This is a genomic window from Shewanella gaetbuli (assembly GCF_023284065.1).
GTDB classification, from domain to species: domain Bacteria; phylum Pseudomonadota; class Gammaproteobacteria; order Enterobacterales; family Shewanellaceae; genus Shewanella; species Shewanella gaetbuli.
Genome location: NZ_JAKIKP010000001.1, coordinates 183,899 through 207,312 on the forward strand (window position 1 = coordinate 183,899; position 23,414 = coordinate 207,312).

A 23,414-nucleotide genomic window follows, 5' to 3' on the forward strand; every position below is an offset into this window, starting at 1 on the left:
GTTGATGGTGCAATTAGAGGATTATTGAATAAAAACGGGTACGATTACCAGTATCTATAATCCAAATTAAAGTTGTTTTGTTATTTTTAACGTCAATTGAAGTATTTTGTCTATTTTCTAAGCTGATATTGTAAGTTCCAGCATTAACATATTGGCGTGCAATCTGTACTTGGCTAGGCAAGGTTAACCAACTTCGCCTATCGGCTTGTTCCGTTATAACGTTAAAAAGCTGCATAGCAATAGCACCTGCATCAATTTGATCGCGCCTACGTTTTGACTCACTGCGCACGCTTTGCGCCATTTCAGCTTTGGCGTAGGTTCGTAATGCTTGCCTTACCAATGCAGCCGGTAAATCTTCTTTTAAGGCATTAACGGCTAAAGCATCAATATTGGCCAGAGGCTGCGCTTTAAGAACCGTGCCAAGCCCTTGTATCTGGATTGGTGGCACATTATTGAGCCTTTGTGGATATGTGGCTAAAGAAACGGTTTGCCAATTGCCGTCAATGGTAAAAGGTACCGTTAAACTTTGCTTTTCGATGGCAAAGCCTTTTTCGATAATCATTACTACCTGACCTTGGTCTTTTTTAGGTAATACAGCCTCACCCCATTTACGTTTAAATTCATTATATTGCGGCATCGACAATTGCTTAGCTAAGCGGACTAAATCTTTTTGTAAATAAGGGTTGTCTGGGGTGATTTGGGCAGCTTTACGGTAGTCAATAAATGCATCATTGGGTTCGCCTAATAACTCATATAATAACCCTGTGGTGTAATAGCTATAGGCATTTAAAAATGAGCTACTGACTGAACCTGTTGTCTTACCTAACTTATCTATTTCGGCATCAACAGTGCCATTGGCCATGGCTTGAACGGATTTTTGTGACTTTTGGTAGCGTTCTTGCTCACTACTTTGCAATTCGTTACTGCGCCTCACTTCAACTAATGCCCCTTGAGCATCACCAGAAAACAGATAATTAAATGCTTGATACTGATGAAGCATAATGCGTTCGTAGCCTGGACCTCGGTAGGGAATGGCATTGTCATTTAACACTAAGCTACTTGCTTGAGCACTCATGTCGGTGATACTCACTTTCGCTTTGTCATCAAAGGCTTGGTATGCCTCTATGGCTTGGTCAAAGTAAGTTTTGCTTTGGGTGAAATCACCATTTATTTGTGCCATTCGACCTGACTCTTGTGCGTAAAGTAGGCCGTCATTGGAGTCTATTTCATTGGCTATTTCAGTGAGGTTGAGTTGTGCTGTAGGACTATTTAATTGCTGCTTATAAGGGGCTATTTGCGAAGGGTAATTAATGAATATGCTATTAAAAGCACAACCAGACAATGACATACACAGTACAAGACTGCTAAACAACTTACTGATATGAGGCAATGTGTTCCATGTCATTGTATTGTCACCACTGGGTAGCAAAATATTATGTTAGTTGAGCTTGTTTAGTTAAGAGCCTTATCTTGAACTATTAACGTAATCCCAACAAGTTTGCATAAGGTTTTTATTAATAATGCGGTGGTGGAGTTTCTTCTGCTTGAGATGCCATGTTGCTTGGCTCTATCGCTTGTAGTTTATTGACCATTAACATTATTTGATGTTGTTGACGCGCAACAAGATCATTCAATGCAATCACTTGCTGATTTAATTCTTCTAGGGTTAATTCTTGAAATGAAATTTTGGTTTCTAAATCATCAATTTTATTCAACAGTTGTTCCATTGATACCTCTAAATATACGGTTATAGATCCCAAGACTCTATTAATCCTTGGCTGCTCACACTACTTACGTTGCTCAAGGTGGGCTGGGCAACAGAGTATACTACAGCGCCACGGTTTTGGCTGTTTTTGGTGACGTTTACTTGCCATCGTTTTAAGCGCTCACCAGAATTGACTTGCCATAAAAAAACTTCTTTAGAAGGGGTACCGGTTAATAATTGCTGATTATTGTTTACAAATCGACTGGCCGTGAATGTCATTTGGCGACGATTTATTTTTAGCTGGCTAAATTTTTCACCACTAGTTGATAACCAAATAAAGCCGTTGCCAGTGATATCCCCTGCAAAACTGTACTGTCCGTCGTCGCTTAAAGCAACTTTGGTGATCCGAGAGTTTAATTGCCAGCTATGGATAGGTTGCCCTGTTTGCGCATGCCATAACTTTACTTGGCCATTGTTGTCACCACTTAGGGCAACTTTGCCGTCATCAGATATTGCGACACTATTGACTTTTTCAGTGTGGCCCAAAAACTGAATCAGTCCTTTATCGGGTAATAAAGACATCACTGAGCCATCGGCTAAACCAATAAGGGTGTGGCTATTATTGGCAATCGCCACACTTTGAGCGTAAGAGGGTAATGACCACCAACCAATAGACTCCCCGCTGTTAATATCCCAAATTGCAATTGAGTCATGTGAAAGTGTTGCGGCAAATAGGTTGTTATTGGAAATGGCGGTATCGAATACATTACTGTTATTTTCATTACCATGTATCCATTGGTAGCGTATTTCATGGTGCTCAAGCGACCACAGCTGGACACCATTGTTGGCGGTGCTGATTAAGGCTAACTGACCGTCTTGTGATAACGTCGCGCTATAGCTTGCATCCGTAGTGAGTACGGTGATTTTATCTGCTTTAGGTTGACAAGAAAAAAGGCAAATAGAGCAAAAAATCAGCATAAGCACTTTTATCATGAACTTGCTCCTTGAAAAGTTGTCCATATAGAGTTGAACCTAATGGTATATCATAAACAGTTAGTATAAAGTGGCTTATTAACATTAGCCTAATTGTCTGACAACTGACAGTTAGAAGCATATTGTAACCACTAAGGGATCCTGAGGAAGCTTTAATGAAATCAATTTATAAATTATCGTTAGTCGCACTGGCCGTTGTTGGTCTTTCTGCGTGTAATCAAGAGCAAGCTGTTGCTAAGAAAGTTGAGCTAACATCAGAAGTTCAAAAAGAGGCATACAGTGTTGGTGCTTCTATCGGTAAGTACATGTCTGGCCATATTAAAGAACAAGAAGAACTGGGTTTTGCAGTTGACCGTGCTTTAATTATTCAAGGTTTCACCGACGGTTTAGGTGATACTACAGAGCTGACTGAAGAAGAAATGCAAACTGTTTTACAAGGCTTAGACAAAAAACTAAACGACAAGCGTTTAGAGCAAGCTGAAGCGTTAGCGGCTAAAGCGGTAGCTGAAGGTCAAAAGTTCTTAGACGAAAACAAAGCTAAAGAAGGCGTGGTAACGACTGAGTCTGGCTTACAATATGAAGTATTAACTGCGGGTGAAGGCGACAAGCCAGCGGCAGAAGATACGGTTGAAGTTCATTACCGTGGCACATTAACTGACGGCACTGAATTTGATAGCTCATACGCCCGTGGCGAGCCAGCTAAATTCCCATTAAATCGTGTTATCCCTGGTTGGACTGAAGGCGTTCAATTAATGCCTGTTGGCGCTAAGTACAAGTTTGTTATCCCTTCTGAGTTAGCTTACGGTGACCGCGATACGGGAACTATTCCTGCAAATTCAACGTTAGTATTTGAAGTTGAATTACTATCAATTGAAAAGGCTGCTGCAGTAGAAGCCGCTGAATAATCATTTGATGACGGTTCAAAAAAAGGCGCATTATGCGCCTTTTTTATTGGGGATATTCATATCCATTTGAAGCGATAAAATAAGTACATCTGTAACGCAATAAGCGCTAATAAACCGACACAAAAAGCCGCGAATGCCCACGAGGTTTCTGCACCAGGAATACCGGCAATATTGACCCCTAATAAGCCTGTCAAAAAACCTAATGGTAAAAACACCGCAGAAATTAACGATAAAAAATATAAGCGTTGGTTAACTTGTTCAGACTGTTTAGACAATAACTCTTCTTGGGTGACACCTGCGCGATCTTTAATGGCATCTAAATCTTCAATGACTCGAATTAGGTTTTCTTGAATCTCACGCAAACGAATTTTATCTTGCTGGTCTAGTAACAAGCTATTTTCATGTAAGGTTTTGCTGAATGCTTCTCGTTGGGGAGCAAGGTAGCGTCGAAACACCACGGTTTGTCTGCGTAACTCTGCAATATCAACTCGCAATGATTTGTCTGCTGAAGTAACGACCCTCTCTTCTAGCTCGTCTAAGTTTTCTTCAATTTTATGAATATAATCAACTTGCCTTAATGTCAGTAATTCAGTCACTGCCAATATAAATCCTGCGCTGTCTGCTGGGCCTTTACCCTCTTGGATCTGCTGTGCAATATCAGTCACTGAGTGTAGTTGGCGCTCGCAAGTGGAAATAATACGATGTTCTTCAGCATAAATTCGAATAGAGACCATGTCTTCAGGGTCGGAGTTAGGGTTTAAGTTAACCCCTCGAAGGGTTAATAAAATCCCATTATTAGAATGAACAGCACGTGGGCGAGTATCGGTTGCTAATAGAGTGTCTCGTTCTACCTTTTCTAAACCTTGAGTTGCTAACCACTGCCTTGCATCGGTTGATTTGTATTTTAGGTGAACCCAAAGTAACCCCTGTTCTGGCTGCCAATCTGCGAGCTCTTGAGGTGTTAAGCTTTTTCCTTTGTTCGGACCGGTCAGCAGTAAACTGTAGATAAATCCTTTGCTCATGAGGTTTTCCTTGCGAATGAGACAATTGTCATTTTGTGGTTTACTTTATGATAAATCCACGATATTCCCTATCAGTATTGTATATCGTGATACAGCAAATGAGATCATTTTGGTTTAAAATGAACGGATAAATTGCAATTTAGAGCATAAGACAATGGAATATGAGTTTCGTCGCAATCGTTTTGAAGGGACGGTATTTGCCACTTTTAGTATGGATCATGAAGTATTTGGTCGTTGGTTTACCGAAGAGTTAGCTAATGATGTAGAGCGTGGTCAGTCTATTTTGGCCGTTATTTCGAGTCTTAAGTTAGCTAAAACGAATCATTGGCGAAGTGTGGGTAATGATCTCACCTTAGATATGGATACTGAACAAGTTCGTATTTTTGTTAATGCCATTGATTTTGAAGAAGATTATGAAGTTGAAGAGGGCATGGCTTTGTATGATCTTGAGTCAGAAGCCTATTGTGGCTTAGAGGATTTTGAAAAAGCCTTACAAAGCTGGTTGGTGTTTATTCAAGAAAAGTGATGGTTTAGGGGAAAAGAGTAGATTCCGGCCCAGAAGCATTGCCGGAATGACGTTATTTATAGTATGGCTGGATTGACGTTACTTATAGCATGGCTGGATTGACGTTACTTATAGCATGGCTGGATTGACGTTACTTATAGCATGGCTGGATTGACGTTACTTATAGCATGGCTGGAATGACGTTACTTATAGCATGGCTGGATTGACGTTATTTATAGTATGGCTGGATTGACGTTACTTATAGCATGGCTGGATTGACGTTACTTATAGCATGGCTGGATTGACGTTACTTATAGCATGGCTGGAATGATGTTACTTATAGCATTGCCGGAATGACGTTACTTTTTAGCATGGCTGGAATGATGTTACTTTTTAGCATTGCTGGAATGACGTTACTTTTTAGCATTGCTGGAATGACGTTACTTTTTAGCATGGCTGGAATGCGGGTAAGGCATTCCAGCCAACAGGTATTATTGATTTAAGTATCTGACCGCCATCTCGGTTCTTGATTTGGCATTGGCTTTGCGTAATAAATTTTTCACATGTACTTTTACAGTCCCTTCACTGATGTGAAGATCTTCTGAGATCACTCTATTACTCTTACCCTCAGCTAATTCTTGCAAGATTTGAAGCTCTCGTGGGGTTAAGCTTTCTATCCATTCATTGTCATCGGTGACATTTTTTAATTCATAAAGATATTCTTCAACTTCTTTACTTATGACCCTATGTCCAGAAATGGCTTTTTTCAGCTGCTCTAACAGTAACTCCGGCTCAGTATCTTTAAGCAGGTAGCCATCAGCACCCGCTCTTAGTAAGCGAACAACATCTTGTTTGGCGTCAGATACGGTTAGAATTACGATACGGGCTGTAACTCCCTCTTGACGCATGGCATTTAAGGTATCTAACCCTGACATGCCTTTCATATTTAAGTCTAATAAGACAATGTCTGGCTCATTTTCATTTAATGCGGTGAGTGCATCTAAGCCTGTGCCTACTTCACCAAAAAGGGTGAAATCACCGTCTGAAGTAATAAGTTGGCAAATACCACGACGAAGTAGAGGATGGTCGTCGACAACGAGTACTGAATATGGCTTACCCATTTAAAGGCTCCTGCTGTGGTGGAAAACTAAGAGTAACTGTTGTGCCGCCATTACTGTTATCGCTAAATGACAGCTGTCCATTTAATTTGTTGGCACGTTCATGCATGATGCCTATACCAAAGTGTTGATCTCGCTCTTTTAAATGCTTAACACCTACACCGTCATCAGAAATAGTAATATTGATGATTTCTGTAGGAGTAAGATAACAATCTATCACGATCTGGCTAGCGTTTGCGTGCTTAATCGCATTTAATGTTGCTTCTCGAGTTAATTGTAAAACATGTATATGCTGTTTAGCTTCAAGTAAGTGAGCTGACAAATTGTAATTCAGAATGAGCTTCGTGTCAGTTTGGACTCTTAACTGTTCTAACATGACTTCCATAGCATGATTGAGGTTCGGTTCTTTAATGGTCAACCTAAATGTTGATAATAACTCTCGCAATTGCACGTAGGCGAAGCTAACCCCGTCGTTAATTTCAATAATCTGAGTTTCAACCTCTTCATTTTTACAACAGTCAGGTAGCTTCTTACGTAATAAGCTGACTTGAATTTTCAAGAATGACAGTAATTGGCCTAATGAATCATGTAGTTCTCTGGCAATAACTGCGCGTTCTTCCATTAGAGCAAGCTGTTGACGTTGTTCGGTCGCATTATGAATGGCAATTGACCTTGCTAACATGACGGCAAAATTATTAAACAATGGATTATTAAGCTCTGTTTTAGAAATAACCTCTAAATAGCCTTGGCAAACCTGTTCTAGTTGTAGTGGAAACTTAACGCTGTTCATAGTGGACTCTGGCCAGCCTTGTTGAGACTCGATAATGTCTTGAGAGTGATCTTCGTGTTCAATCACTAAGCGTAAGTAATCTAAGTTCTCATAGTCTTGAAGCTGATTTAAAGCAGATTTTAATGCCTTGTAATCTAGCCTGTCAGAATGCAGCATGATCAAATTATCATAGAGAAAATTAAGTTCATTATTTGCACGAGTTAAAGCATGAGTTTTTTGAGATACTTGACCCTCTAAGTCTTCATATAAAGTCGACAATTCAGCGGCAGTTTTTTTCAGCGCATTACTTAATGCCGTGAGCTCAATGTACTCCGTTTTAGGCATTTCAACATTAAAATCACCTTGAGAAATAGTGATGGCCCTATCCATCAACAAAGTGAGAGGTTTTACCACGCGTCGTCGGGTAAAGATGACTGCAATGCCTGCTACTATAAGCATTAATGTTAATCCGACGACTTGGCTTAATACTAATACCTTTAACTTGAATGCGGCAAATTGCTCTATTTCGAGTACTAAAATATCAATGGTATCAACAAAGTCTTTTAGGGCATTACTATAAAGACGAGTGTTACCGGTTTCAGCATAGCTTTTCATCGTTTGCCATTTTTCGACGACCAACAAGTACTGTTTAGATAGATCTTCAGGGGTGTACCAAGCTAATGAGTTTTTAAGCACTTTAGCATTTAGAGTGTTTTCAAATTCCTTTATACGCTCATTAACGCGTTGGCTGCCTGAATTAGAAATTAATAACAACCGGTAGCTTTGCATCCTGAGAGAGCCAGACGCATTGATAGCACGGGCATCTCCTAAGCTGAACGATAAATTCACAATTGCATATAACGCTAAACTGGAAGAAAGCAAAATTAGGACTAACATTAAACCTAATATTGTGGAAGTTAGGCTACCTCGCTTTAACATTTATGCCTCATTTATGCTGTAAATTGTTTTGATGTATTCTGCCATGTTTTACATTTTAAAACAGTGAAGAACACTTGAAAAATACGGGTTTTTTGTGGATGAAGCTAATTCGCTTTTTAACAAAAAAGAAAATATGTGACATACAACACGTTTACATTTTGATCTGGCGCAAACTTCTTTTGTTATACTCCTAAAGAGGTATTCTTTATCTAGGTTTTACTCGTTATTTTTGGGTAGAAAGAAACGTGGCTATAAATTGATTATAAAGTAACACGGAGTGAAAGGTGATGAAGATGAAGTTAAAAACAACAGTACTAAGTGCTGTTATTGCAGCGAGTTTTATCGCTACTGGTGTCACTGCCAGTGATAAAACTGAACCTCGCAATGAAGTCTATAAAGATAAGTTTTCTGCTCAATATGAAACTTGGCACGATACCGCTGAAAGCAAAGAAATTGTTGATATGCTTGAAGAAGTACCTAGTCTAGTTGTTTTATGGGCGGGTTATGGATTTGCTAAAGATTATAATGCACCACGTGGTCATATGTATGCCGTAACGGATGTGGTTAACACATTACGTACCGGTGCGCCGACTAATGCTGAAGATGGCCCTATGCCTATGGCGTGTTGGAGTTGTAAAAGTCCTGATGTCCCCCGTGTTATTGAAGAACAAGGTGAAGATGGTTACTTCAAAGGTAAGTGGGCAAAAGGCGGTGCTGAAATTGTAAACACCATTGGCTGTGCCGATTGTCATGAAAAAGGTTCAGCTAAATTACGTATGTCTCGTCCATTTGCTGCACGTGCAATGGAAGCAATTGGTACACCGTTTGATAAAGCCTCTCGTAAAGACAAGCAGTCAATGGTTTGTGGCCAGTGTCACGTAGAGTACTACTTCGAGAAAACAGATGATCGCAAAGGCTTTGTGAAGTTCCCATGGGATATGGGCACCACAGTTGAGCAAATGGAAGTTTACTATGACAACATGGAGTTCTCTGATTGGACTCATGCCGTATCTAAAACTCCTATGCTTAAAGCACAACATCCTGGTTATGAAACGTGGAAACTAGGTGTTCACGGTAAAAACAATGTTACCTGTACTGACTGTCATATGCCTAAAGTGGCTAAAGCCAGTGGTAAAGGTAAGTTTACTGACCACAAAGTGGGTAACCCATTTGATCGCTTTGAAGAGACATGTGCAACTTGTCATAACCAAAGCAAAGAGTTCATGGTTAATTTAACCAAAGAGCGCTACAAAAAAGTGGGCGAGCTAAAAGCCAGTGCTGAAAAACAATTAGTGAAAGCACACTTTGAAGCTAAAGCAGCTTGGGATGCCGGTGCTACTGAAGCTGAAATGAAGCCAATCTTAATGGATATTCGTCATTCACAATGGCGTTGGGATTATGCAACGGCTTCACATGGTGTTGCGGCTCATGCTGCTGACGAAGCATTACGTATTCTAGGTACGTCTGTTGATAAAGCGGCTGATGCACGTATTAAGCTAGCACAATTACTGGCTGCTAAAGGCGTTAAACAACCGATTGCTTACCCAGATGTGTCAACCAAAGCAAAAGCGCAAGCGGCTTTAGGTATGGACATGAAAAAAATGAATGCAGATAAAGAAGCGTTCAAGAAAAATCTTGTACCTAAGTGGCAGGAAGAAGCTAAAAAGCGTGAAGCAACCTATAAATAAGTCAGTCGGCTTAATTTAATAAACTAACGTTTTAGTTGAACATTAAAAACCCTCGCAAGAGGGTTTTTTTATGGGCTTAAAAAATGACTAGGTTGTCGTTTTAGTTATTTTATTGGCCCCACAGTCCGTTGTTCCATCATTGCTCATAAAATCTCAAATACCGCACCAAGATCGGGCGGTGTCGTTTTAAGCCGCACCAAATTAGTGCTCATTGTCTAGGTAAATACTTACCATTAAAACTTAACCTGTTAAATAACAATGGGTTGCAAAACTGGCCTGATGATTGAATCTATAGTTACAACAAATATATAACAAGTTCACTTTTTTAATCTTTGGAGGTCGAGATGAAACTCGTCAGCGCAATCATCAAACCATTTAAGTTAGATGATGTCCGTGAAGCAATTGCTGGAATGGGTATCGAAGGGATGACAGTTACTGAAGTTAAAGGCTTTGGTCGTCAAAAAGGGCATACAGAGCTATATCGTGGCGCTGAATATCAAGTGGATTTCTTACCTAAAGTAAAACTTGAAATCGCCACTAAAGAAGAAAACTTAGACATGCTGATTGAAGCAATTACTTCAGCAGCACATACCGGCAAAATTGGTGACGGAAAAATATTTGTCACTGCGTTAGAGCAAGCAATCCGTATTCGTACGGGTGAAGTAGATAACGAAGCACTATAAGGGGAATAAAATAATGGAAGAATTAGCAAAATTAGGACTAACCGTTAGCGAATTGCGCTTTGCGTTAGATACCTTCTATTTTTTAATCTCAGGTGCATTAGTAATGTGGATGGCAGCGGGTTTTGCCATGTTAGAAGCGGGTTTAGTTCGCTCTAAAAATACCACTGAAATTTTAACTAAAAACGTCTGTTTATATTCTATTGCTTGTGTGATGTATCTGCTTGTGGGTTATAACATTATGTATGTTGATAACGCTGAAGGCGGAATCATCCCATCATTTGCAGCCTTAATTGGTACCCAAGCTGAAGGCGCTGACCATGCATTAGAGTCAGATTTCTTCTTCCAAGTTGTGTTTGTTGCCACTGCAATGTCTATTGTTTCAGGTGCAGTTGCTGAGCGTATGAGACTTTGGGCTTTCTTAACCTTCTCTGTCGTGTTAACGGGTGTTATTTATCCTATTGAAGGCTACTGGACATGGGGCGGTGGTTTTGTTTCTGAAGCCGGTTTTGTTGACTTTGCTGGTTCTGGTATCGTGCATATGGCCGGTGCTGCAGCAGCTATTTCAGGTGTGTTATTACTCGGCGCACGTAAAGGTAAATACGGTGCAAATGGCCAAGTGAATCCTATTCCTGGTTCAAATTTACCTATGGCTACATTAGGTATGTTTATCTTATGGATGGGTTGGTTCGGATTTAACGGTGGTTCTCAGTTATTAGTATCTGATGCTGAAAACGCTTCTGCTGTCGCTAAAATCTTTGTAAACACTAACTCTGCTGCGGCGTTTGGTGCAATTGCTGCGCTAATCGTGTGTAAAGTAGTTTGGGGTAAAGCTGATTTAACCATGATTCTGAATGGTGCATTAGCTGGTTTAGTGGCAATTACTGCTGACCCATTATCTCCTTCACTAATCATGGCGGGTGTTATTGGCCTTGTTGCTGGTGGCGTGGTTATCTTCTCAATTATCGGCTTTGACCGTATTAAAATTGATGACCCAGTAGGTGCGATTTCTGTTCACGGTGTCGCGGGCTTCCTAGGTTTAATGTTAGTGCCATTATCAAATGCTGATGCAAGCTTTGGTTCACAATTATTTGGTGCTGCTGTGATATTTGGTTGGGTTTTTGCTGCTTCATTTGTTGTGTGGTATATCCTGAAAGTGACCATGGGTATCCGAGTTTCAGAAGAAGAAGAGTACAATGGTATGGACGCTTCTGATTGTGGTATTGATGCTTACCCTGAGTTTGTAAGTGTTAAATCTGCAAGCTAACAATTGTCAGTATTAGTGGCATATTGTTAAAGCAGAGCCCTATGGCTCTGCTTTTTGCTTTTGGGCTATACTCATTATTGTCAAAGTCGCTATTGTGGAAAATCGAACCATGAAAAACGTAATGTTGTCAGCTGTGTTGATAGTGGGTTTTATAATGAGCTTTGAATCTATCGCGGGACAAGTTGTGGTAAGAAAGTCTTCTGAACCATTTGATGCGTTTGCCGTAAGAGACCAAGTCGCCAAAGAGCATGAGTGGCAAGAAGCATTAAGAATGCAGCAACAAATTCAAATTTTACAAGCTTTGCCTAATGGTTGTATGCCGGTGGCGGTTCCTTATCGTTACTTTAATTGCCAAGGTTTGTCATATCGACCTTATCAATATCAAAACAAAGAGTTATTCATACAGATTGACCCGCCGCGCCAATAAATCTTCAATAGAGCCTGTCAGCGTTTTACGTTGATATAGGTGACTTTTGGCTGAAATCTTCTTATTTGACTAAACTTATCTTATTCGTATCTCGATTAAGAGGGGTTGGTATGTACTTTTATACCGTTAACCAATACGTCAAAATGGCTGATTCACGCATTGTTATGTGGGGATTATTACTCTGTGCCACATTACTAATGGGGTGTCAGTCGACTCCCAAGTCAACGGCAAGTCGCGTCGATATAGATGCACTATTTTATGATGAGCTTTTTACTCCTGTCGATATTATCTCTCCTGAAGACATCTATGCATTGCCCCCGAGTGATATTGAACAAGTGAAACAGGCTTATTTTCGGGATAAAAGTATTAAGCACCATAGTCAACCGCCCCATGAATGGTTAGCTAATTATATTGGTGCCCAAAAAGGTGGTTTTGAATATCGAGATCATTATACTCGGCCTGCTCACGAAACCATGACCAGTCGCCAAGGTAACTGTATGTCATTGGTGGTATTGTCGGCTGCGTTAGCTGAAGTGCTTAATGTGCCTGTGGAGTTTCAAGATATTGATGTCGAACCTATTTGGGATAAACGTGGTGGATTTTATTTGGTGAATGGTCATGTCAATTTGCTGTTATTCCCCACTAAAAATAGCAACGCATTGATGTTCAGAGAGAACAAGCTATTAATTGATTTTTTACCCGAAAGAGCGATCAGAGGTTACAGCAGTGAGCGGGTTGATAAGCAGATGTTGACCGCCATGTATTATAACAATGTTGCAGCAGAAGCATTAGTGAAGCAAGAGTATGATTTAGCTTATGCGTTGATAAAGAAAAGCATTCAAATTGATTCAAGCTTTGGTTCTAATATTAATACATTAGCGGTTATTTATCGTCATAAAGGAGATGATGCTAAGGCGGAGCAGGCTTATCGCACAGCGTTAAAAGTGAATCAAGAGGATGTCACCACACTGTTTAACTTAGCGCTGATTTTAGGTGAACAGAATCGGCTTGATGAATGGGCCGCAGTGCATAAAATTTTGGAATTAAATCGTATTAATAACCCTTTTTATTATTACGATATGGGGCAACAAGCATTTTTTGAGCAACAATATCAACAGGCGTTAACGTGGTACAAGCGGGCATTAGAAAAAGCGGATTATCGCCACGAGTTTTATTTTGGTTTGTCTCGAACGTATTGGGCAACAGGAAATGTTGGCTTAGCGAAAAAAAATATGCAAAAAGCGTTAGCATTGACCGTAGATGAAAATAATAAACGACGTTATCAAAGTAAGTTACAAGCGATGAAATTTAGATGACGTGTGAACGCTTACCACTCCATAAATAGAATGTGAGGGAGGCGAGTGGTGTTGGTTAATTATTTTGAGTCAGGGGTGTAAGTTTATTCATGATATCTTGGTATTGAGGACTTTGTTTAAATTGTGTAATGGCATCATCTACCAATTTTGCCGTTTGCTCGTTATGACAAGCAATATAACGTGGTGCTGGTGGAAATAAATTTACCTGAGTGACTTTGGGAACAGATTTTAGTGTGGGCATAATGGCTTGCAGATAATACGCAAAAATTCGCTGCTCCAAAATGATAACTTCAGTATGTTTGTTCATTAGCATGAGCACTTGGCTTTTTTGACTCGATAGCTCGCGATAATCAGGGTGGAGTTGAGACAACTTATAAAATGCTTGCCCTAGAAATTGATTTGCATTTTGAAACCCCACTAACGGATAGCGGCGGAGATCATCTAACTCATTAATGTCTAATTGATGTTCAGTCAGAAAAAACACACTATTTTGATACTCAATTAAACTTTGAGTATGAAATAAATCCTCGGTATTAGCTGGGGAATTAATAATGCAATCAATATCTTTGTCTCTTACCATCTTCAGCGCTCTAAGGTTGGTGGCAAAAGTCACTCCTGCTAATGTTAATTGGCTCATTGTTAACGCTTCATCCAGTAATTCGTATTGAATCCCCCCTTGTTGATCAACAAAAAAGTAGGGCTCGATACTATTACTGGTGGTGAAAGTGATTGGTTTTGAGCTCACATTTGAACAGCTAAAAAACAATAACAATAGTGTCCAATGTGGTAAGTATTTGCTAAGGGGAGATGAGTGGTTATCGGTAAGTTGGAACGATAATGGCAAAATTCTTACCTCACATATTGAAATCCATTTTGGGCGAAAAATTAACTTTACAATGAATAGCATTAGCCCTGACTAAATTATAGCAGGGCTATGCGATGTTGCACGAGGTCAGTTTTGCTTTAAGGCTAGATAATGGCTGTTGTTGTTTGTGTTTTGAAATTTAACTTTATTATTTAAAATTATTATTTTATTGAAAACAGTTAGTTATATGTTTAATGTGTTAAAAATAATTAGTTGGTTGATTTGTCTTTTGATAATGGGTAAATTTTAATATCAATAGCGTTTAAATTTGAATAAATACAGGCAAACAATTGTAAATCGATTGAATATTGACCTGTAAAGCCGGAGTCGTATCTATGCATTACCAAAATGATGATGTTCGCATCAACGAAATTAAAGAACTTTTACCCCCTGTAGCAATCTTAGAGCGTTTTCCGGCCTCTGAAAAAGCATCTGAAACGGTATTTAATGCCAGAGAGAATATCCATAACATTCTAACTAAGAAAGATGATCGCTTATTAGTTGTTATTGGCCCTTGTTCGATTCATGACCCTAAAGCGGCGTTAGAATATGGCCAACGTTTGGCAACCATGCGAGAAAAGTTTAAAGACCAGCTTGAAATAGTTATGCGAGTGTATTTTGAAAAACCTCGTACCACAGTGGGTTGGAAAGGGTTAATTAATGACCCTTATATGGATAATAGTTTCAAATTAAATGATGGTTTAAGAACCGCGCGTAAATTACTGGTTGATTTAAATGACAGTGGAGTCCCAACGGCGGGTGAATTCTTAGATATGATTACGCCTCAATATGTTGCTGACATGATGTGTTGGGGAGCCATTGGAGCACGCACTACTGAGTCACAAGTTCATCGCGAGTTAGCTTCGGGCCTTTCTTGTCCTGTAGGGTTTAAAAACGGGACTGATGGCACGATTAAAGTTGCCATCGATGCGATTGGTGCAGCCAGTGCACCTCACCACTTCTTATCTGTGACTAAATTTGGCCATTCAGCTATTGTCTCTACTAAAGGTAATCCTGATTGTCATATTATTTTGCGTGGTGGGAAAAAACCAAACTACAGTGCTGACGACGTTGCAACTATTCAAACTCAATTAGCGGCATGTGATTTAGCTGATAATGTGATGATTGACTTTAGTCATGCGAATAGTGCTAAAGATTATACTCGTCAGATGATTGTAGCCAAAGATGTAGCAGGGCAAATTTCGGCTGGTAACAGTGGTATTTTTGGTGTCATGGTTGAAAGTCATTTAGTCGAAGGTCGGCAAGACATTATTGATGGCAAAGCAGCTTGTTATGGTCAAAGTGTTACTGATGCCTGTATAGGTTGGGACGATACTGAGTCACTATTGGCAACATTAAGCGACAGCGTGATTGCACGCCGAGCTTAGGTGAATACATTGTTTTATTTCATCTGTGGTTAAGATGAGCAAATACTGTTTAAACCATAAAGGCGCTTTTTAGCGCCTTTATTTTTTTGAGTTTTCAGCTAAGTATTCGTTTGCTTTAGCAAGTGTCCCAAATGCTGATATAAGGTTGTTGCGGCCTTTATCTTGCAGCTCAGGGTTACCAGATTCAATCATCATCCAAACCCAGGTTTGGATAAGTTGCAATGGTGGGTACGTGGTGTTGGTGCTATTCACGATAAAACTTCCTACAAATTATTTAACGCAAGTTAATATTTACTACTAATTGAGTAGGTGCCTGTAACCAGTCAGACAAGAGAGTAACAAATTACCAACGCAGACTTTACTACTATTTTGAAGAAAATGCATAATTTGTGTTATTGATACATAAAATTAATGCTTTCATCCTATAAGTTTTAGTCTGAGTAAGTCTTTCGGTTTATATCAAATAGAACGTTGTGTATCAATGTGTATCGATGCGTATTAATTATTATTGCTAATGTGTCACTCATAGTTTGTAAGGTATTTATAGAGTCATTAACAGCCGCATGCGAAGTGGTTAGATAAAACAGAGTTAGTGAATTGTAGCCCTGTGCTGTTATTGTTGAATAAGGTCATACTATCCTATCGCGCGCAATTGCGGGTAGAAGCTTAATCGACGCAAATAATGCTAGCCGTTAACATAAAACTAACTATATGATTAATTTCAAACTCGATACACATCCATGCGTTGAAATATACACTCACATTCTAGCCCCTCAATAAACACTAGCCTATGGAGATAACATGCGGCCATCTGCCTACATAGACGGACCTGTTGGTAAGTTAAATTGGAAGGTTTTTAGTTTACTAATTCCTTATCTATTTGAATTTAAATTAAGAGTTGCATTGGCAATGACGTGCTTAGTTATTGCTAAGCTGGCTAGTGTAGGCTTACCTTTTATATTAAAAGATCTTGTTGATACATTAAGTGCTGTTGATGCTCAAAAGGCATTAATTGCCGCCCCTATCGGTTTGGTTTTAGCCTATGGTGCCGTGCGCTTTTTAAACGTTATTATTGGTGAGGTTAGGGACACTCTGTTTGGTCGAGTAACAGAAAGAGCCATGAGGCGGTTAGGTTTAGCCGTTTTTGAACACTTACATCGATTAGATTTAGATTTTCACCTTGAAAGGCGCACTGGTGGCTTGTCGCGTGATATTGAGCGAGGTACCAGTGGCTTAAGCTTTTTGATGCGTTTTATGGTGTTTAATATTGCGCCAACCTTACTAGAAATTACCTTAGTTATTGGGATTTTCTTTTATCAATATGGCATTGCCTTTTCGCTAATCACGTTTGCTGCGGTAGTGGCTTATATTGGTTATTCGATCATGGCAACAGAGTGGCGCACTGAGTTTGTGCGAGAAGCCGCAAGAGCGGATTCACTATCGAATACCCGTGCAATAGATAGCTTATTGAATTACGAAACCGTGAAGTATTTTAATAACGAGTCTTATGAATCTAAACGTTATGATGAAGCCTTAGCGGGCTGGGAAAGTGCTAAACGGAAGAATCGATTATCGTTATTTGCGCTCAATGCTGGACAAGCACTTATTATTGCAGTGGCAATGACCGCTATGATGGGACTTGCCGCTTATGAGGTCACTCAGTCAACAATGACCGTAGGTGATTTTGTACTAATAAATGCCTTTATGATGCAACTGTTTATTCCATTAAACTTTTTGGGCTTTGTCTATCGTGAAATACGTGGCGCATTGGCCAATATTGAGCGTATGTTCGATATTTTGGATAAACAGCCTAAAGTGGTGGATACAGAGGGTGTGCACACAAAAGAGGTCAATGTCGGCAGCTTAAAGTTTGAAGAGGTGAGTTTTCAATATAACGACCGACCTATTTTACAAGGGGTGAGTTTTGAGGTGCCTTTGGGTAAAAAAGTGGCCGTAGTGGGTGACAGCGGGGCAGGGAAATCGACCTTAATTAAGCTATTGTTTAGATTCTACGATGTTGACCGCGGTTGTATCAGCATTAATGGACAAAATATTAAAGCGATGTCTTTACAATCATTAAGACGATTAATTGCCATAGTTCCTCAAGATACAGTGTTATTTAACGATACCTTGTATGCCAATATCCGTTATGGTCGGCCAGAAGCGACTCAGCAACAAATAGAACATGCCGCTAAAGTGGCACATTTAACTGAGTTTATTGAATCATTACCTGATAAATGGCAAACCAAGGTGGGTGAGCGTGGCTTAAAGTTATCAGGTGGCGAAAAGCAGCGGGTATCTATTGCCAGAGCAGTGTTAAAGTCAGCACCTTTTTTAGTATTTGATGAAGCGACATCATCTTTAGATAGCCGATCTGAGCAAGCTATTTTGAATGCATTGCGTGATGCGGCTAAGGGGCATACTAGTTTGGTCGTAGCCCATCGCCTGTCGACTATAATTGATGCCGATATGATTGTGGTATTAAGCCAAGGGAAAGTGGTTGAAACAGGTCACCATACACAATTGATTAATGCGGGAGGACTTTATTCGCATTTATGGCGAATCCAAAATGAGCAATCAACCACAAATTAATGACCAGAATAGCCAGTAAAGCTTTAAATATGGTGTTTATTTAACTTATATAGGTATAATTAAATTAATTAAACTAGTTAAATTAGGTAAAATATTGGGGAGATTGTGAACGGCAACATCATCCATTATTATTAACTATCAGCATGGAAAATGAGTGAGTTGCATCGTCATAAGTAGGCTGAGTTAATAGATATTTAGCTGTATAAATTCATATTTTACCTTAAATTTAAATCAATATACCTTATGTTAATGATAGTCCATAATGGCGCTTACTTCATTGATATTGTTAGTAACACAGCGCCAATTACATACGGAGATGGCTGATGCAGAATTTACCTTTAATTGCAGCCTTAGAAGGTACTCAGCATAAAGTAAATACCGATTGGTTTGCTATTATGGCAATGCTTAAAACTCGGGATTTATCAGAAGAAGAAATTAATAATATTTATAACGAGTTATGTGCAGGGTTGCGCGTAACAACTCGTGGTGTCACATTATGCAAGCAATCTGGTGATGACCAAAATGAGCAAATTATAAAATCAACAGAAAACAAAGATTTACTTATTTAGTGATACTAAACATGGGATAGCCGTAAGGTGTCAGGGTGGTTTTACGGCTAGGCTATTGATTTAAAACTGGAGTTTTTTGAGGGTTACTTTTTTTGCCAGCCAAGGCAAATTAATCGAGTTTGATAACTTGTCGTCTCCAGCTTCTTTAATCGAGTGATTTTTCCATTATCAAAGCACACTTTCTCACCTTCTATTTCTGTAAGATGGTCACAGTTTTCACAGCTTAAACTTGCTTCTTTGCTGTTTAAAATTGATGGCGATATTTTCAAGTTCAAAAGTTTATCCTTAATAACTGACATGAGTCAGATTGACTTGTGATCTGGTCCATGTTTTCGTTAAAGATGTGATCAAGTCTTCAATATAATTCTAGCCTATATTTTTCACTCTTCAAAGTTATACTTTTTAGGTATGGCGTACCCTTTGCGTATAGTGTTAAGTGAGTTAAGGCATCATATGTTTATAATGTTGGTCTAATGAAATCGACACGCCGCTGCTGACCACAATATGGGCATGGATGCGGGTTAATAGTCTTGCATCTGTCACGCCACATGATTTCGCAATCATGGCTAAGTCATGATGAAGGTAATGATTATAGCTAGCCACACGTGCCGATTTATCTTTGGGATTTAGCCCTCGTTGTAAGCGGGTATTATGAGTCGTTATGCCTGTGGGGCAGGTATCTTTATTGCACTGCAAAGATTGAATACACCCTAATGCAAACATATTACCCCGCGCTGAAGCGATAAAATCGGCTCCTGTCGCCAATGCCCAAGCAACATACGATGGCATGATCATTTTTCCAGTAGCGATAATTTTTATCCGCTGTTTTAGGCCTTTTTCAACCAGTAGGTTTACTAATTTAGGCAGGCTTTCCCTAAGAGGTAGACCCACATTATCCATCAATGCTTGTGGCGCCGCCCCCGTTCCTCCATCCGCACTGTCTAAGGTGAAAAAGTCTGGTGCCGAGTGCATACCTCTGTTTAAAACTTCATCACATAAGTCTTTAACCCATTCAATATCACCTATGACCGCTTTTATTCCACAAGGTTTGCCCGTCGTTTGGCGAACCTGATGTATCATATCAAGAATATCTGCAACGTTTTCAAGCTCAGGGTGCCCATTAGGGCTAATAGAGTCTTGGCCTGCTGGAATGCCTCTAATTTTGGCTATTTCATCGGTCACCTTTACTGCTGGTAAAATTCCACCTTTGCCGGGCTTAGCCCCTTGGCTGAGCTTTATTTCAAACATTTTAACTTGTTCATGTGCGGCGATATGTTGTAGTTTTTGATGATCTAATTTTCCTTGATCATCCCGCACACCATATTTTGCTGTACCTATTTGAAAGACTAAATCGCATCCTCCTTTAAGATGGTAAGGGCTTAAGCCGCCTTCTCCGGAGTTTAACCAGCACCCTGCTTTAGCAGCCCCATGTGATAATGCGGTTACGGCAGGGCGGGATAGTGCGCCAAAGCTCATTGCCGAAATATGACAAATTTTGTCTGTGGTATATGGGGTTGAGCATGCTTCACCTACAGTGATTTTTATGGGGGTATGAGCCTTATTGTCGTTCACTGGAAAAGCGGAGTTAAGAAATAAAATACTGCCTTGCTTGTCTAATGGTTGTGTTGAGCCAAATGAAATTGTTCTATCAACATCTTTTGCCGCTCGATAGACCCAGCTTCTTTCGGCGCGGTTGAATGGCAGTTCCTCTCTATCTTGGGCAAAAAAGTATTGCCGAAAGAACTCTCCTTGTTTTTCAAATAAATATCGAAAGCGGCCAATAACGGGGTAGTTGTGCCTAATTGCTTGTTTAGTTTGTAATTTATCCGCGACATACATATATATTACCGCGATTATTAACAGCCAAAAAAACACCAAAAATAGCCCTGAAAATAGATCTATTCCCCACATCACCCATGCTTGAAGCTGCATATAAATTTCCTTATTAACGTCTATACTGAATGATATTGACTGTAAAAACGCATTTTGACAAATATTGCTTTAGTGAGAGTTTTGAAAGCCGATATAGTCTTAATAGGTCTTTAAATTGGAGTGATGTTATGAATATCAAACCTGCTGGGTATTCTACGGTGGATAAAACGGCTAGCAAACCGCAAAGTACTCAACAAGACCAGGCCAGTCATAACCTAGTTGAATCAAAGTCATTTGAAGAGTCTTCAAACATGTCAGTTCAGCAAGTGACTAAACGATTGATGAATGGTCAAATATTAGCGGCCCAGGAAAAAGTGATGTTGTCAGCCGGTAATGAGTCAATGGCGTTACTATTCAGGAGTGCTATTGATGCCATTGACGCTGAGTTAGATGTGGCATTAGGTGAAAATACCCCACAAAAAGAGGGGCCTTTTTCAACATCCTTTGCAGGAATTGATTACTCTCCATCCAGTACTGCAAGCAGAATAGTGACTGCGGCGACAGGCTACTTTGCATTACATCAGCAACAACAACCCGATTTAACCTATGATGAGCAATTAACAGGGTTTATGGAAAAAATATCTGCTGCGATTGACGTCGGGTTTGGTCAGGCAAAAGACATTCTATCGGGATTAAACGTGTTAAATAAACAAATTGCTGCCGGCATTGAAGAAACCTATGCATTAATTCAAACTGGACTAGATAAATTCAAACAAGATAGGGCGCTTCCTAGCGATAGTGAGCAAAAGTGAGGATAAGTTATGTGGGTTAAGGGCGAAATAATACAGCGCGTTGACTGGAATGATAAGCTTTTTTCTTTGAAAATTAAGGCGCCTATCGCCCCATATATAGCTGGCCAGTTTATAAAATTGAGTCAATTAAAAGAGGATAAAAGAGTCGCTCGAGCTTACTCAATTGTTAATGCTCCAGGAGACGATTTTATCGAAGTATTAGCGGTGGCCGTTGAAGATGGCCAACTTTCCCCTCAATTACAGTCTCTTTCCATTGGTGACACTATCGATGTTAGTCCTAAAGCCAGTGGATTTATGACATTAGATGAAATTCCACAGGGTGAATTGCAAGGAAAGCATTTATGGTTGTTATCAACCGGTACTGCTGTCGGGCCGTTTATATCCATGCTATTAACGCCAGAGCCTTGGGAAAGGTTTGAAAAAGTCGTATTGGTTTATGGGGTTAGATTAGCTGTAGACCTTGCTTATATTAATATTATTCAACAGTTGCAGCAGCAATACCCTGAACAATTTTGTTTTGTGCCTATCGTCACCAGAGAGTCCTATGACGGGGCTTTAAACTGCCGAATTCCACAAGCGATAGACAGTGGTTTATTGCAGAAACAGCTCCAGTTAGACATTAATCCACAAGACTCACAAGTGATGATTTGTGGTAATCCAGGTATGATAGCCGATGCGCAAAATACGCTAGAAGAGTTGGGGTTAACTAAAAATCTTCGTCGAGCGCCTGGACAAATTACCGTTGAAAAATACTGGTAAGCTCACTATCTCTCTTTTGACAATATTAGCACCGAACGCATTTTTTGCTAAAACTGTACATCACATCACAATTTTTTTATCCCAGCTACTTGCTCCTTTGTTATTGATCATTTAATCTTTGTCGCGATTGATAATTATTATCATTGCTATATTCAATAGCTGACAATGCTGGCTTTTCTGCATTCAGACAAGTTAGTAATTTAAGGGAGATAAAAATGACACTGGTAAAAAGCGCGTTAGCATTAGGTTTATTAACGGTTGCCAGCTCGGCAGTTGCTAAAGACTCATTAACGGTTTATTCGTATCGACAAGCCTTTTTAGTTGAGCCTATTCTTGAGCAGTTTACGCAAGAAACAGGCGTTAAAGTCAACGTGGTATTTGCCAAAGATGGTATTGCTGAACGTATTGCCCGTGAAGGTCGTTTATCTCCTGCAGATGTGGTGCTTACCTCTGATTTTTCTCGATTAATGGAGCTGGTGGAAAAAGATCTAGTTTCTCCAGTGAACAACGAGGCTATTAACCAAAACATTCCTGCACAATATCGCTCTCCAGATAATGATTGGTACGCGTTAACCATGCGCGTAAGAAATGTTTATTCTTCAAAAGATCGTGTGGGTAAACTTGATATTAACTACGAAGATTTAGCCAACCCAGAATACAAAGGTAAAATTTGTACTCGTAGTGGTAAGCATCCTTATAATGTGGCGTTAGTGGCGTCTATGATTGCGCATCACGGTGAAGCGGATACTAAAACGTGGTTACAAGGTTTTAAAGCGAACTTAGCGCGTAAACCTCAAGGTAATGATCGTGCACAAGTGAAAGCGGTAACAGAAGGCTTATGTGATATCGCTATTGGTAATAGCTATTATTATGGCAAAATGCTGATGGATGAAAAGCAAAAAAGCTGGGCTGAGTCTGTTTACATTAACTTCCCAAACCAAGATAATCGTGGCGCACACATCAATGTCTCAGGCATGGCTTTAGCTAAGCATTCTCCTAACAAAGATAATGCAGTTAAATTAATGGCTTTCTTAACTTCAAATGTGGCACAGCAAGCATACGCTGAAGTGAATATGGAGTATCCTGTTAAAGCAGATGTTAAGCCATCAGAACTTGTCGCTTCTTGGGGTGAATTCAAAGCTGATACTTTGCCTATTTACAAATTGGCTGAAAACCATCAAGCAGCAGTCAAGTTGTTGGATGAAGTTGAATTCGACCTTTAA

The 23,414-nt window shown here is 39.7% G+C and carries 22 protein-coding genes; 13 read left to right on the top strand and 9 right to left on the bottom strand.

Annotation, left to right across the window (positions count from 1 at the left end; all coding sequences use genetic code 11):
* Positions 1-13: 13 nt before the first annotated feature.
* The 3 genes from L2672_RS00785 to L2672_RS00795 form a co-directional block, all read right to left on the bottom strand.
* A complete protein-coding gene (locus L2672_RS00785) occupies positions 14-1,405 on the bottom strand; it encodes a COG3014 family protein (RefSeq protein WP_248993925.1) in 1,392 nt (463 codons plus the stop codon).
* A gap of 109 nt (positions 1,406-1,514) precedes the next feature.
* Positions 1,515-1,727: a SlyX family protein gene (locus L2672_RS00790; protein WP_248993926.1), complete on the bottom strand. Its 213-nt coding sequence runs from the start codon at positions 1,725-1,727 to the stop codon at positions 1,515-1,517.
* A gap of 20 nt (positions 1,728-1,747) precedes the next feature.
* Positions 1,748-2,698 (bottom strand): WD40 repeat domain-containing protein, encoded by a 951-nt coding sequence (locus L2672_RS00795; protein ID WP_248993927.1) that lies wholly within the window; start codon positions 2,696-2,698, stop codon positions 1,748-1,750.
* 155 nt (positions 2,699-2,853) lie between these two features.
* On the opposite strand from L2672_RS00795, the gene fkpA reads away from it, so the two are divergent.
* Positions 2,854-3,603 (top strand): FKBP-type peptidyl-prolyl cis-trans isomerase, encoded by a 750-nt coding sequence (fkpA, locus tag L2672_RS00800; RefSeq protein ID WP_248993928.1) that lies wholly within the window; start codon positions 2,854-2,856, stop codon positions 3,601-3,603.
* 56 nt (positions 3,604-3,659) lie between these two features.
* Here the strand turns inward: fkpA and L2672_RS00805 are convergent, their stop codons facing one another.
* Positions 3,660-4,625 (bottom strand): zinc transporter ZntB, encoded by a 966-nt coding sequence (locus tag L2672_RS00805; RefSeq protein WP_248993929.1) that lies wholly within the window; start codon positions 4,623-4,625, stop codon positions 3,660-3,662.
* A gap of 154 nt (positions 4,626-4,779) precedes the next feature.
* Between L2672_RS00805 and L2672_RS00810 the strand changes: the two genes are divergently transcribed.
* Positions 4,780-5,151 (top strand): YacL family protein, encoded by a 372-nt coding sequence (locus L2672_RS00810; RefSeq protein ID WP_248993930.1) that lies wholly within the window; start codon positions 4,780-4,782, stop codon positions 5,149-5,151.
* 470 nt (positions 5,152-5,621) lie between these two features.
* Here L2672_RS00810 and L2672_RS00815 read toward each other — a convergent pair whose 3' ends face one another.
* Both L2672_RS00815 and narQ read right to left on the bottom strand, forming a co-directional pair.
* Positions 5,622-6,251: a response regulator gene (locus L2672_RS00815; RefSeq protein WP_248993931.1), complete on the bottom strand. Its 630-nt coding sequence runs from the start codon at positions 6,249-6,251 to the stop codon at positions 5,622-5,624.
* Entirely contained in the window at positions 6,244-7,956 is a 1,713-nt protein-coding gene (narQ, locus tag L2672_RS00820) for a nitrate/nitrite two-component system sensor histidine kinase NarQ (protein ID WP_248993932.1), read from the bottom strand. Before narQ ends, L2672_RS00815 begins: the two co-directional genes overlap by 8 nt.
* Positions 7,957-8,249: 293 nt before the next feature.
* Here narQ and nrfA point away from each other — a divergent pair, with 293 nt between their 5' ends.
* The 5 genes from nrfA (at position 8,250) to L2672_RS00845 (ending at position 13,334) form a co-directional block, all read left to right on the top strand.
* On the top strand, positions 8,250-9,644 hold the full coding sequence (nrfA, locus tag L2672_RS00825; RefSeq protein WP_248993933.1) for an ammonia-forming nitrite reductase cytochrome c552 subunit: 1,395 nt from the start codon (positions 8,250-8,252) through the stop codon (positions 9,642-9,644).
* Between the two features lie 344 nt (positions 9,645-9,988).
* Positions 9,989-10,327: a P-II family nitrogen regulator gene (locus L2672_RS00830; protein ID WP_248993934.1), complete on the top strand. Its 339-nt coding sequence runs from the start codon at positions 9,989-9,991 to the stop codon at positions 10,325-10,327.
* Positions 10,328-10,340: 13 nt separating this feature from the next.
* Complete coding sequence (locus L2672_RS00835) at positions 10,341-11,591, top strand: ammonium transporter (protein ID WP_248993935.1); 1,251 nt, start codon at positions 10,341-10,343, stop codon at positions 11,589-11,591.
* 121 nt (positions 11,592-11,712) lie between these two features.
* Positions 11,713-12,018 carry a hypothetical protein gene (locus L2672_RS00840; RefSeq protein ID WP_248994290.1) on the top strand — a complete coding sequence of 102 codons (306 nt, stop codon included), beginning with the start codon at positions 11,713-11,715 and terminating at the stop codon, positions 12,016-12,018.
* A gap of 143 nt (positions 12,019-12,161) precedes the next feature.
* Positions 12,162-13,334, top strand: a complete 1,173-nt coding sequence (locus L2672_RS00845) for a tetratricopeptide repeat protein (protein WP_420833120.1) — start codon at positions 12,162-12,164, stop codon at positions 13,332-13,334.
* Positions 13,335-13,389: 55 nt separating this feature from the next.
* Here L2672_RS00845 and L2672_RS00850 read toward each other — a convergent pair whose 3' ends face one another.
* Positions 13,390-14,079 carry a substrate-binding periplasmic protein gene (locus tag L2672_RS00850; protein ID WP_248993937.1) on the bottom strand — a complete coding sequence of 230 codons (690 nt, stop codon included), beginning with the start codon at positions 14,077-14,079 and terminating at the stop codon, positions 13,390-13,392.
* A 455-nt stretch (positions 14,080-14,534) separates the two neighbouring features.
* Here L2672_RS00850 and aroG point away from each other — a divergent pair, with 455 nt between their 5' ends.
* The gene (gene aroG, locus L2672_RS00855; RefSeq protein WP_248993938.1) at positions 14,535-15,587 is read left to right on the top strand and encodes a 3-deoxy-7-phosphoheptulonate synthase AroG; all 1,053 of its coding nucleotides are present in this window, start codon (positions 14,535-14,537) and stop codon (positions 15,585-15,587) included.
* 78 nt (positions 15,588-15,665) lie between these two features.
* Here the strand turns inward: aroG and L2672_RS00860 are convergent, their stop codons facing one another.
* Entirely contained in the window at positions 15,666-15,839 is a 174-nt protein-coding gene (locus tag L2672_RS00860; RefSeq protein WP_248993939.1) for a hypothetical protein, read from the bottom strand.
* Positions 15,840-16,388: 549 nt separating this feature from the next.
* On the opposite strand from L2672_RS00860, the gene L2672_RS00865 reads away from it, so the two are divergent.
* Together L2672_RS00865 and L2672_RS00870 are read left to right on the top strand one after the other, a co-directional pair.
* Positions 16,389-18,179 (top strand): ABCB family ABC transporter ATP-binding protein/permease, encoded by a 1,791-nt coding sequence (locus tag L2672_RS00865; protein ID WP_248993940.1) that lies wholly within the window; start codon positions 16,389-16,391, stop codon positions 18,177-18,179.
* Positions 18,180-18,502: 323 nt separating this feature from the next.
* Positions 18,503-18,748, top strand: a complete 246-nt coding sequence (locus tag L2672_RS00870; RefSeq protein WP_248993941.1) for a hypothetical protein — start codon at positions 18,503-18,505, stop codon at positions 18,746-18,748.
* A gap of 441 nt (positions 18,749-19,189) precedes the next feature.
* Here L2672_RS00870 and L2672_RS00875 read toward each other — a convergent pair whose 3' ends face one another.
* A complete protein-coding gene (locus L2672_RS00875) occupies positions 19,190-20,680 on the bottom strand; it encodes an FMN-binding glutamate synthase family protein (RefSeq protein ID WP_248993942.1) in 1,491 nt (496 codons plus the stop codon).
* A gap of 128 nt (positions 20,681-20,808) precedes the next feature.
* Here L2672_RS00875 and L2672_RS00880 point away from each other — a divergent pair, with 128 nt between their 5' ends.
* The 3 genes from L2672_RS00880 (at position 20,809) to L2672_RS00890 (ending at position 23,414) form a co-directional block, all read left to right on the top strand.
* The gene (locus L2672_RS00880; RefSeq protein WP_248993943.1) at positions 20,809-21,432 is read left to right on the top strand and encodes a DUF5610 domain-containing protein; all 624 of its coding nucleotides are present in this window, start codon (positions 20,809-20,811) and stop codon (positions 21,430-21,432) included.
* Positions 21,433-21,441: 9 nt separating this feature from the next.
* Positions 21,442-22,191: a ferredoxin--NADP reductase gene (locus L2672_RS00885; protein WP_248993944.1), complete on the top strand. Its 750-nt coding sequence runs from the start codon at positions 21,442-21,444 to the stop codon at positions 22,189-22,191.
* Positions 22,192-22,406: 215 nt separating this feature from the next.
* Positions 22,407-23,414 (top strand): Fe(3+) ABC transporter substrate-binding protein, encoded by a 1,008-nt coding sequence (locus tag L2672_RS00890; protein WP_248993945.1) that lies wholly within the window; start codon positions 22,407-22,409, stop codon positions 23,412-23,414.

Coding starts and splice junctions, on each gene's coding strand:
- L2672_RS00785 (WP_248993925.1), bottom strand. CDS start 1,405: ATGACATGGAACACATTGCCTCATATCAGTAAGTTGTTTAGCAGTCTT.
- L2672_RS00790 (WP_248993926.1), bottom strand. CDS start 1,727: ATGGAACAACTGTTGAATAAAATTGATGATTTAGAAACCAAAATTTCA.
- L2672_RS00795 (WP_248993927.1), bottom strand. CDS start 2,698: ATGATAAAAGTGCTTATGCTGATTTTTTGCTCTATTTGCCTTTTTTCT.
- fkpA (WP_248993928.1), top strand. CDS start 2,854: ATGAAATCAATTTATAAATTATCGTTAGTCGCACTGGCCGTTGTTGGT.
- L2672_RS00805 (WP_248993929.1), bottom strand. CDS start 4,625: ATGAGCAAAGGATTTATCTACAGTTTACTGCTGACCGGTCCGAACAAA.
- L2672_RS00810 (WP_248993930.1), top strand. CDS start 4,780: ATGGAATATGAGTTTCGTCGCAATCGTTTTGAAGGGACGGTATTTGCC.
- L2672_RS00815 (WP_248993931.1), bottom strand. CDS start 6,251: ATGGGTAAGCCATATTCAGTACTCGTTGTCGACGACCATCCTCTACTT.
- narQ (WP_248993932.1), bottom strand. CDS start 7,956: ATGTTAAAGCGAGGTAGCCTAACTTCCACAATATTAGGTTTAATGTTA.
- nrfA (WP_248993933.1), top strand. CDS start 8,250: ATGAAGTTAAAAACAACAGTACTAAGTGCTGTTATTGCAGCGAGTTTT.
- L2672_RS00830 (WP_248993934.1), top strand. CDS start 9,989: ATGAAACTCGTCAGCGCAATCATCAAACCATTTAAGTTAGATGATGTC.
- L2672_RS00835 (WP_248993935.1), top strand. CDS start 10,341: ATGGAAGAATTAGCAAAATTAGGACTAACCGTTAGCGAATTGCGCTTT.
- L2672_RS00840 (WP_248994290.1), top strand. CDS start 11,713: ATGTTGTCAGCTGTGTTGATAGTGGGTTTTATAATGAGCTTTGAATCT.
- L2672_RS00845 (WP_420833120.1), top strand. CDS start 12,162: ATGGCTGATTCACGCATTGTTATGTGGGGATTATTACTCTGTGCCACA.
- aroG (WP_248993938.1), top strand. CDS start 14,535: ATGCATTACCAAAATGATGATGTTCGCATCAACGAAATTAAAGAACTT.
- L2672_RS00865 (WP_248993940.1), top strand. CDS start 16,389: ATGCGGCCATCTGCCTACATAGACGGACCTGTTGGTAAGTTAAATTGG.
- L2672_RS00870 (WP_248993941.1), top strand. CDS start 18,503: ATGCAGAATTTACCTTTAATTGCAGCCTTAGAAGGTACTCAGCATAAA.
- L2672_RS00875 (WP_248993942.1), bottom strand. CDS start 20,680: ATGCAGCTTCAAGCATGGGTGATGTGGGGAATAGATCTATTTTCAGGG.
- L2672_RS00880 (WP_248993943.1), top strand. CDS start 20,809: ATGAATATCAAACCTGCTGGGTATTCTACGGTGGATAAAACGGCTAGC.
- L2672_RS00885 (WP_248993944.1), top strand. CDS start 21,442: ATGTGGGTTAAGGGCGAAATAATACAGCGCGTTGACTGGAATGATAAG.
- L2672_RS00890 (WP_248993945.1), top strand. CDS start 22,407: ATGACACTGGTAAAAAGCGCGTTAGCATTAGGTTTATTAACGGTTGCC.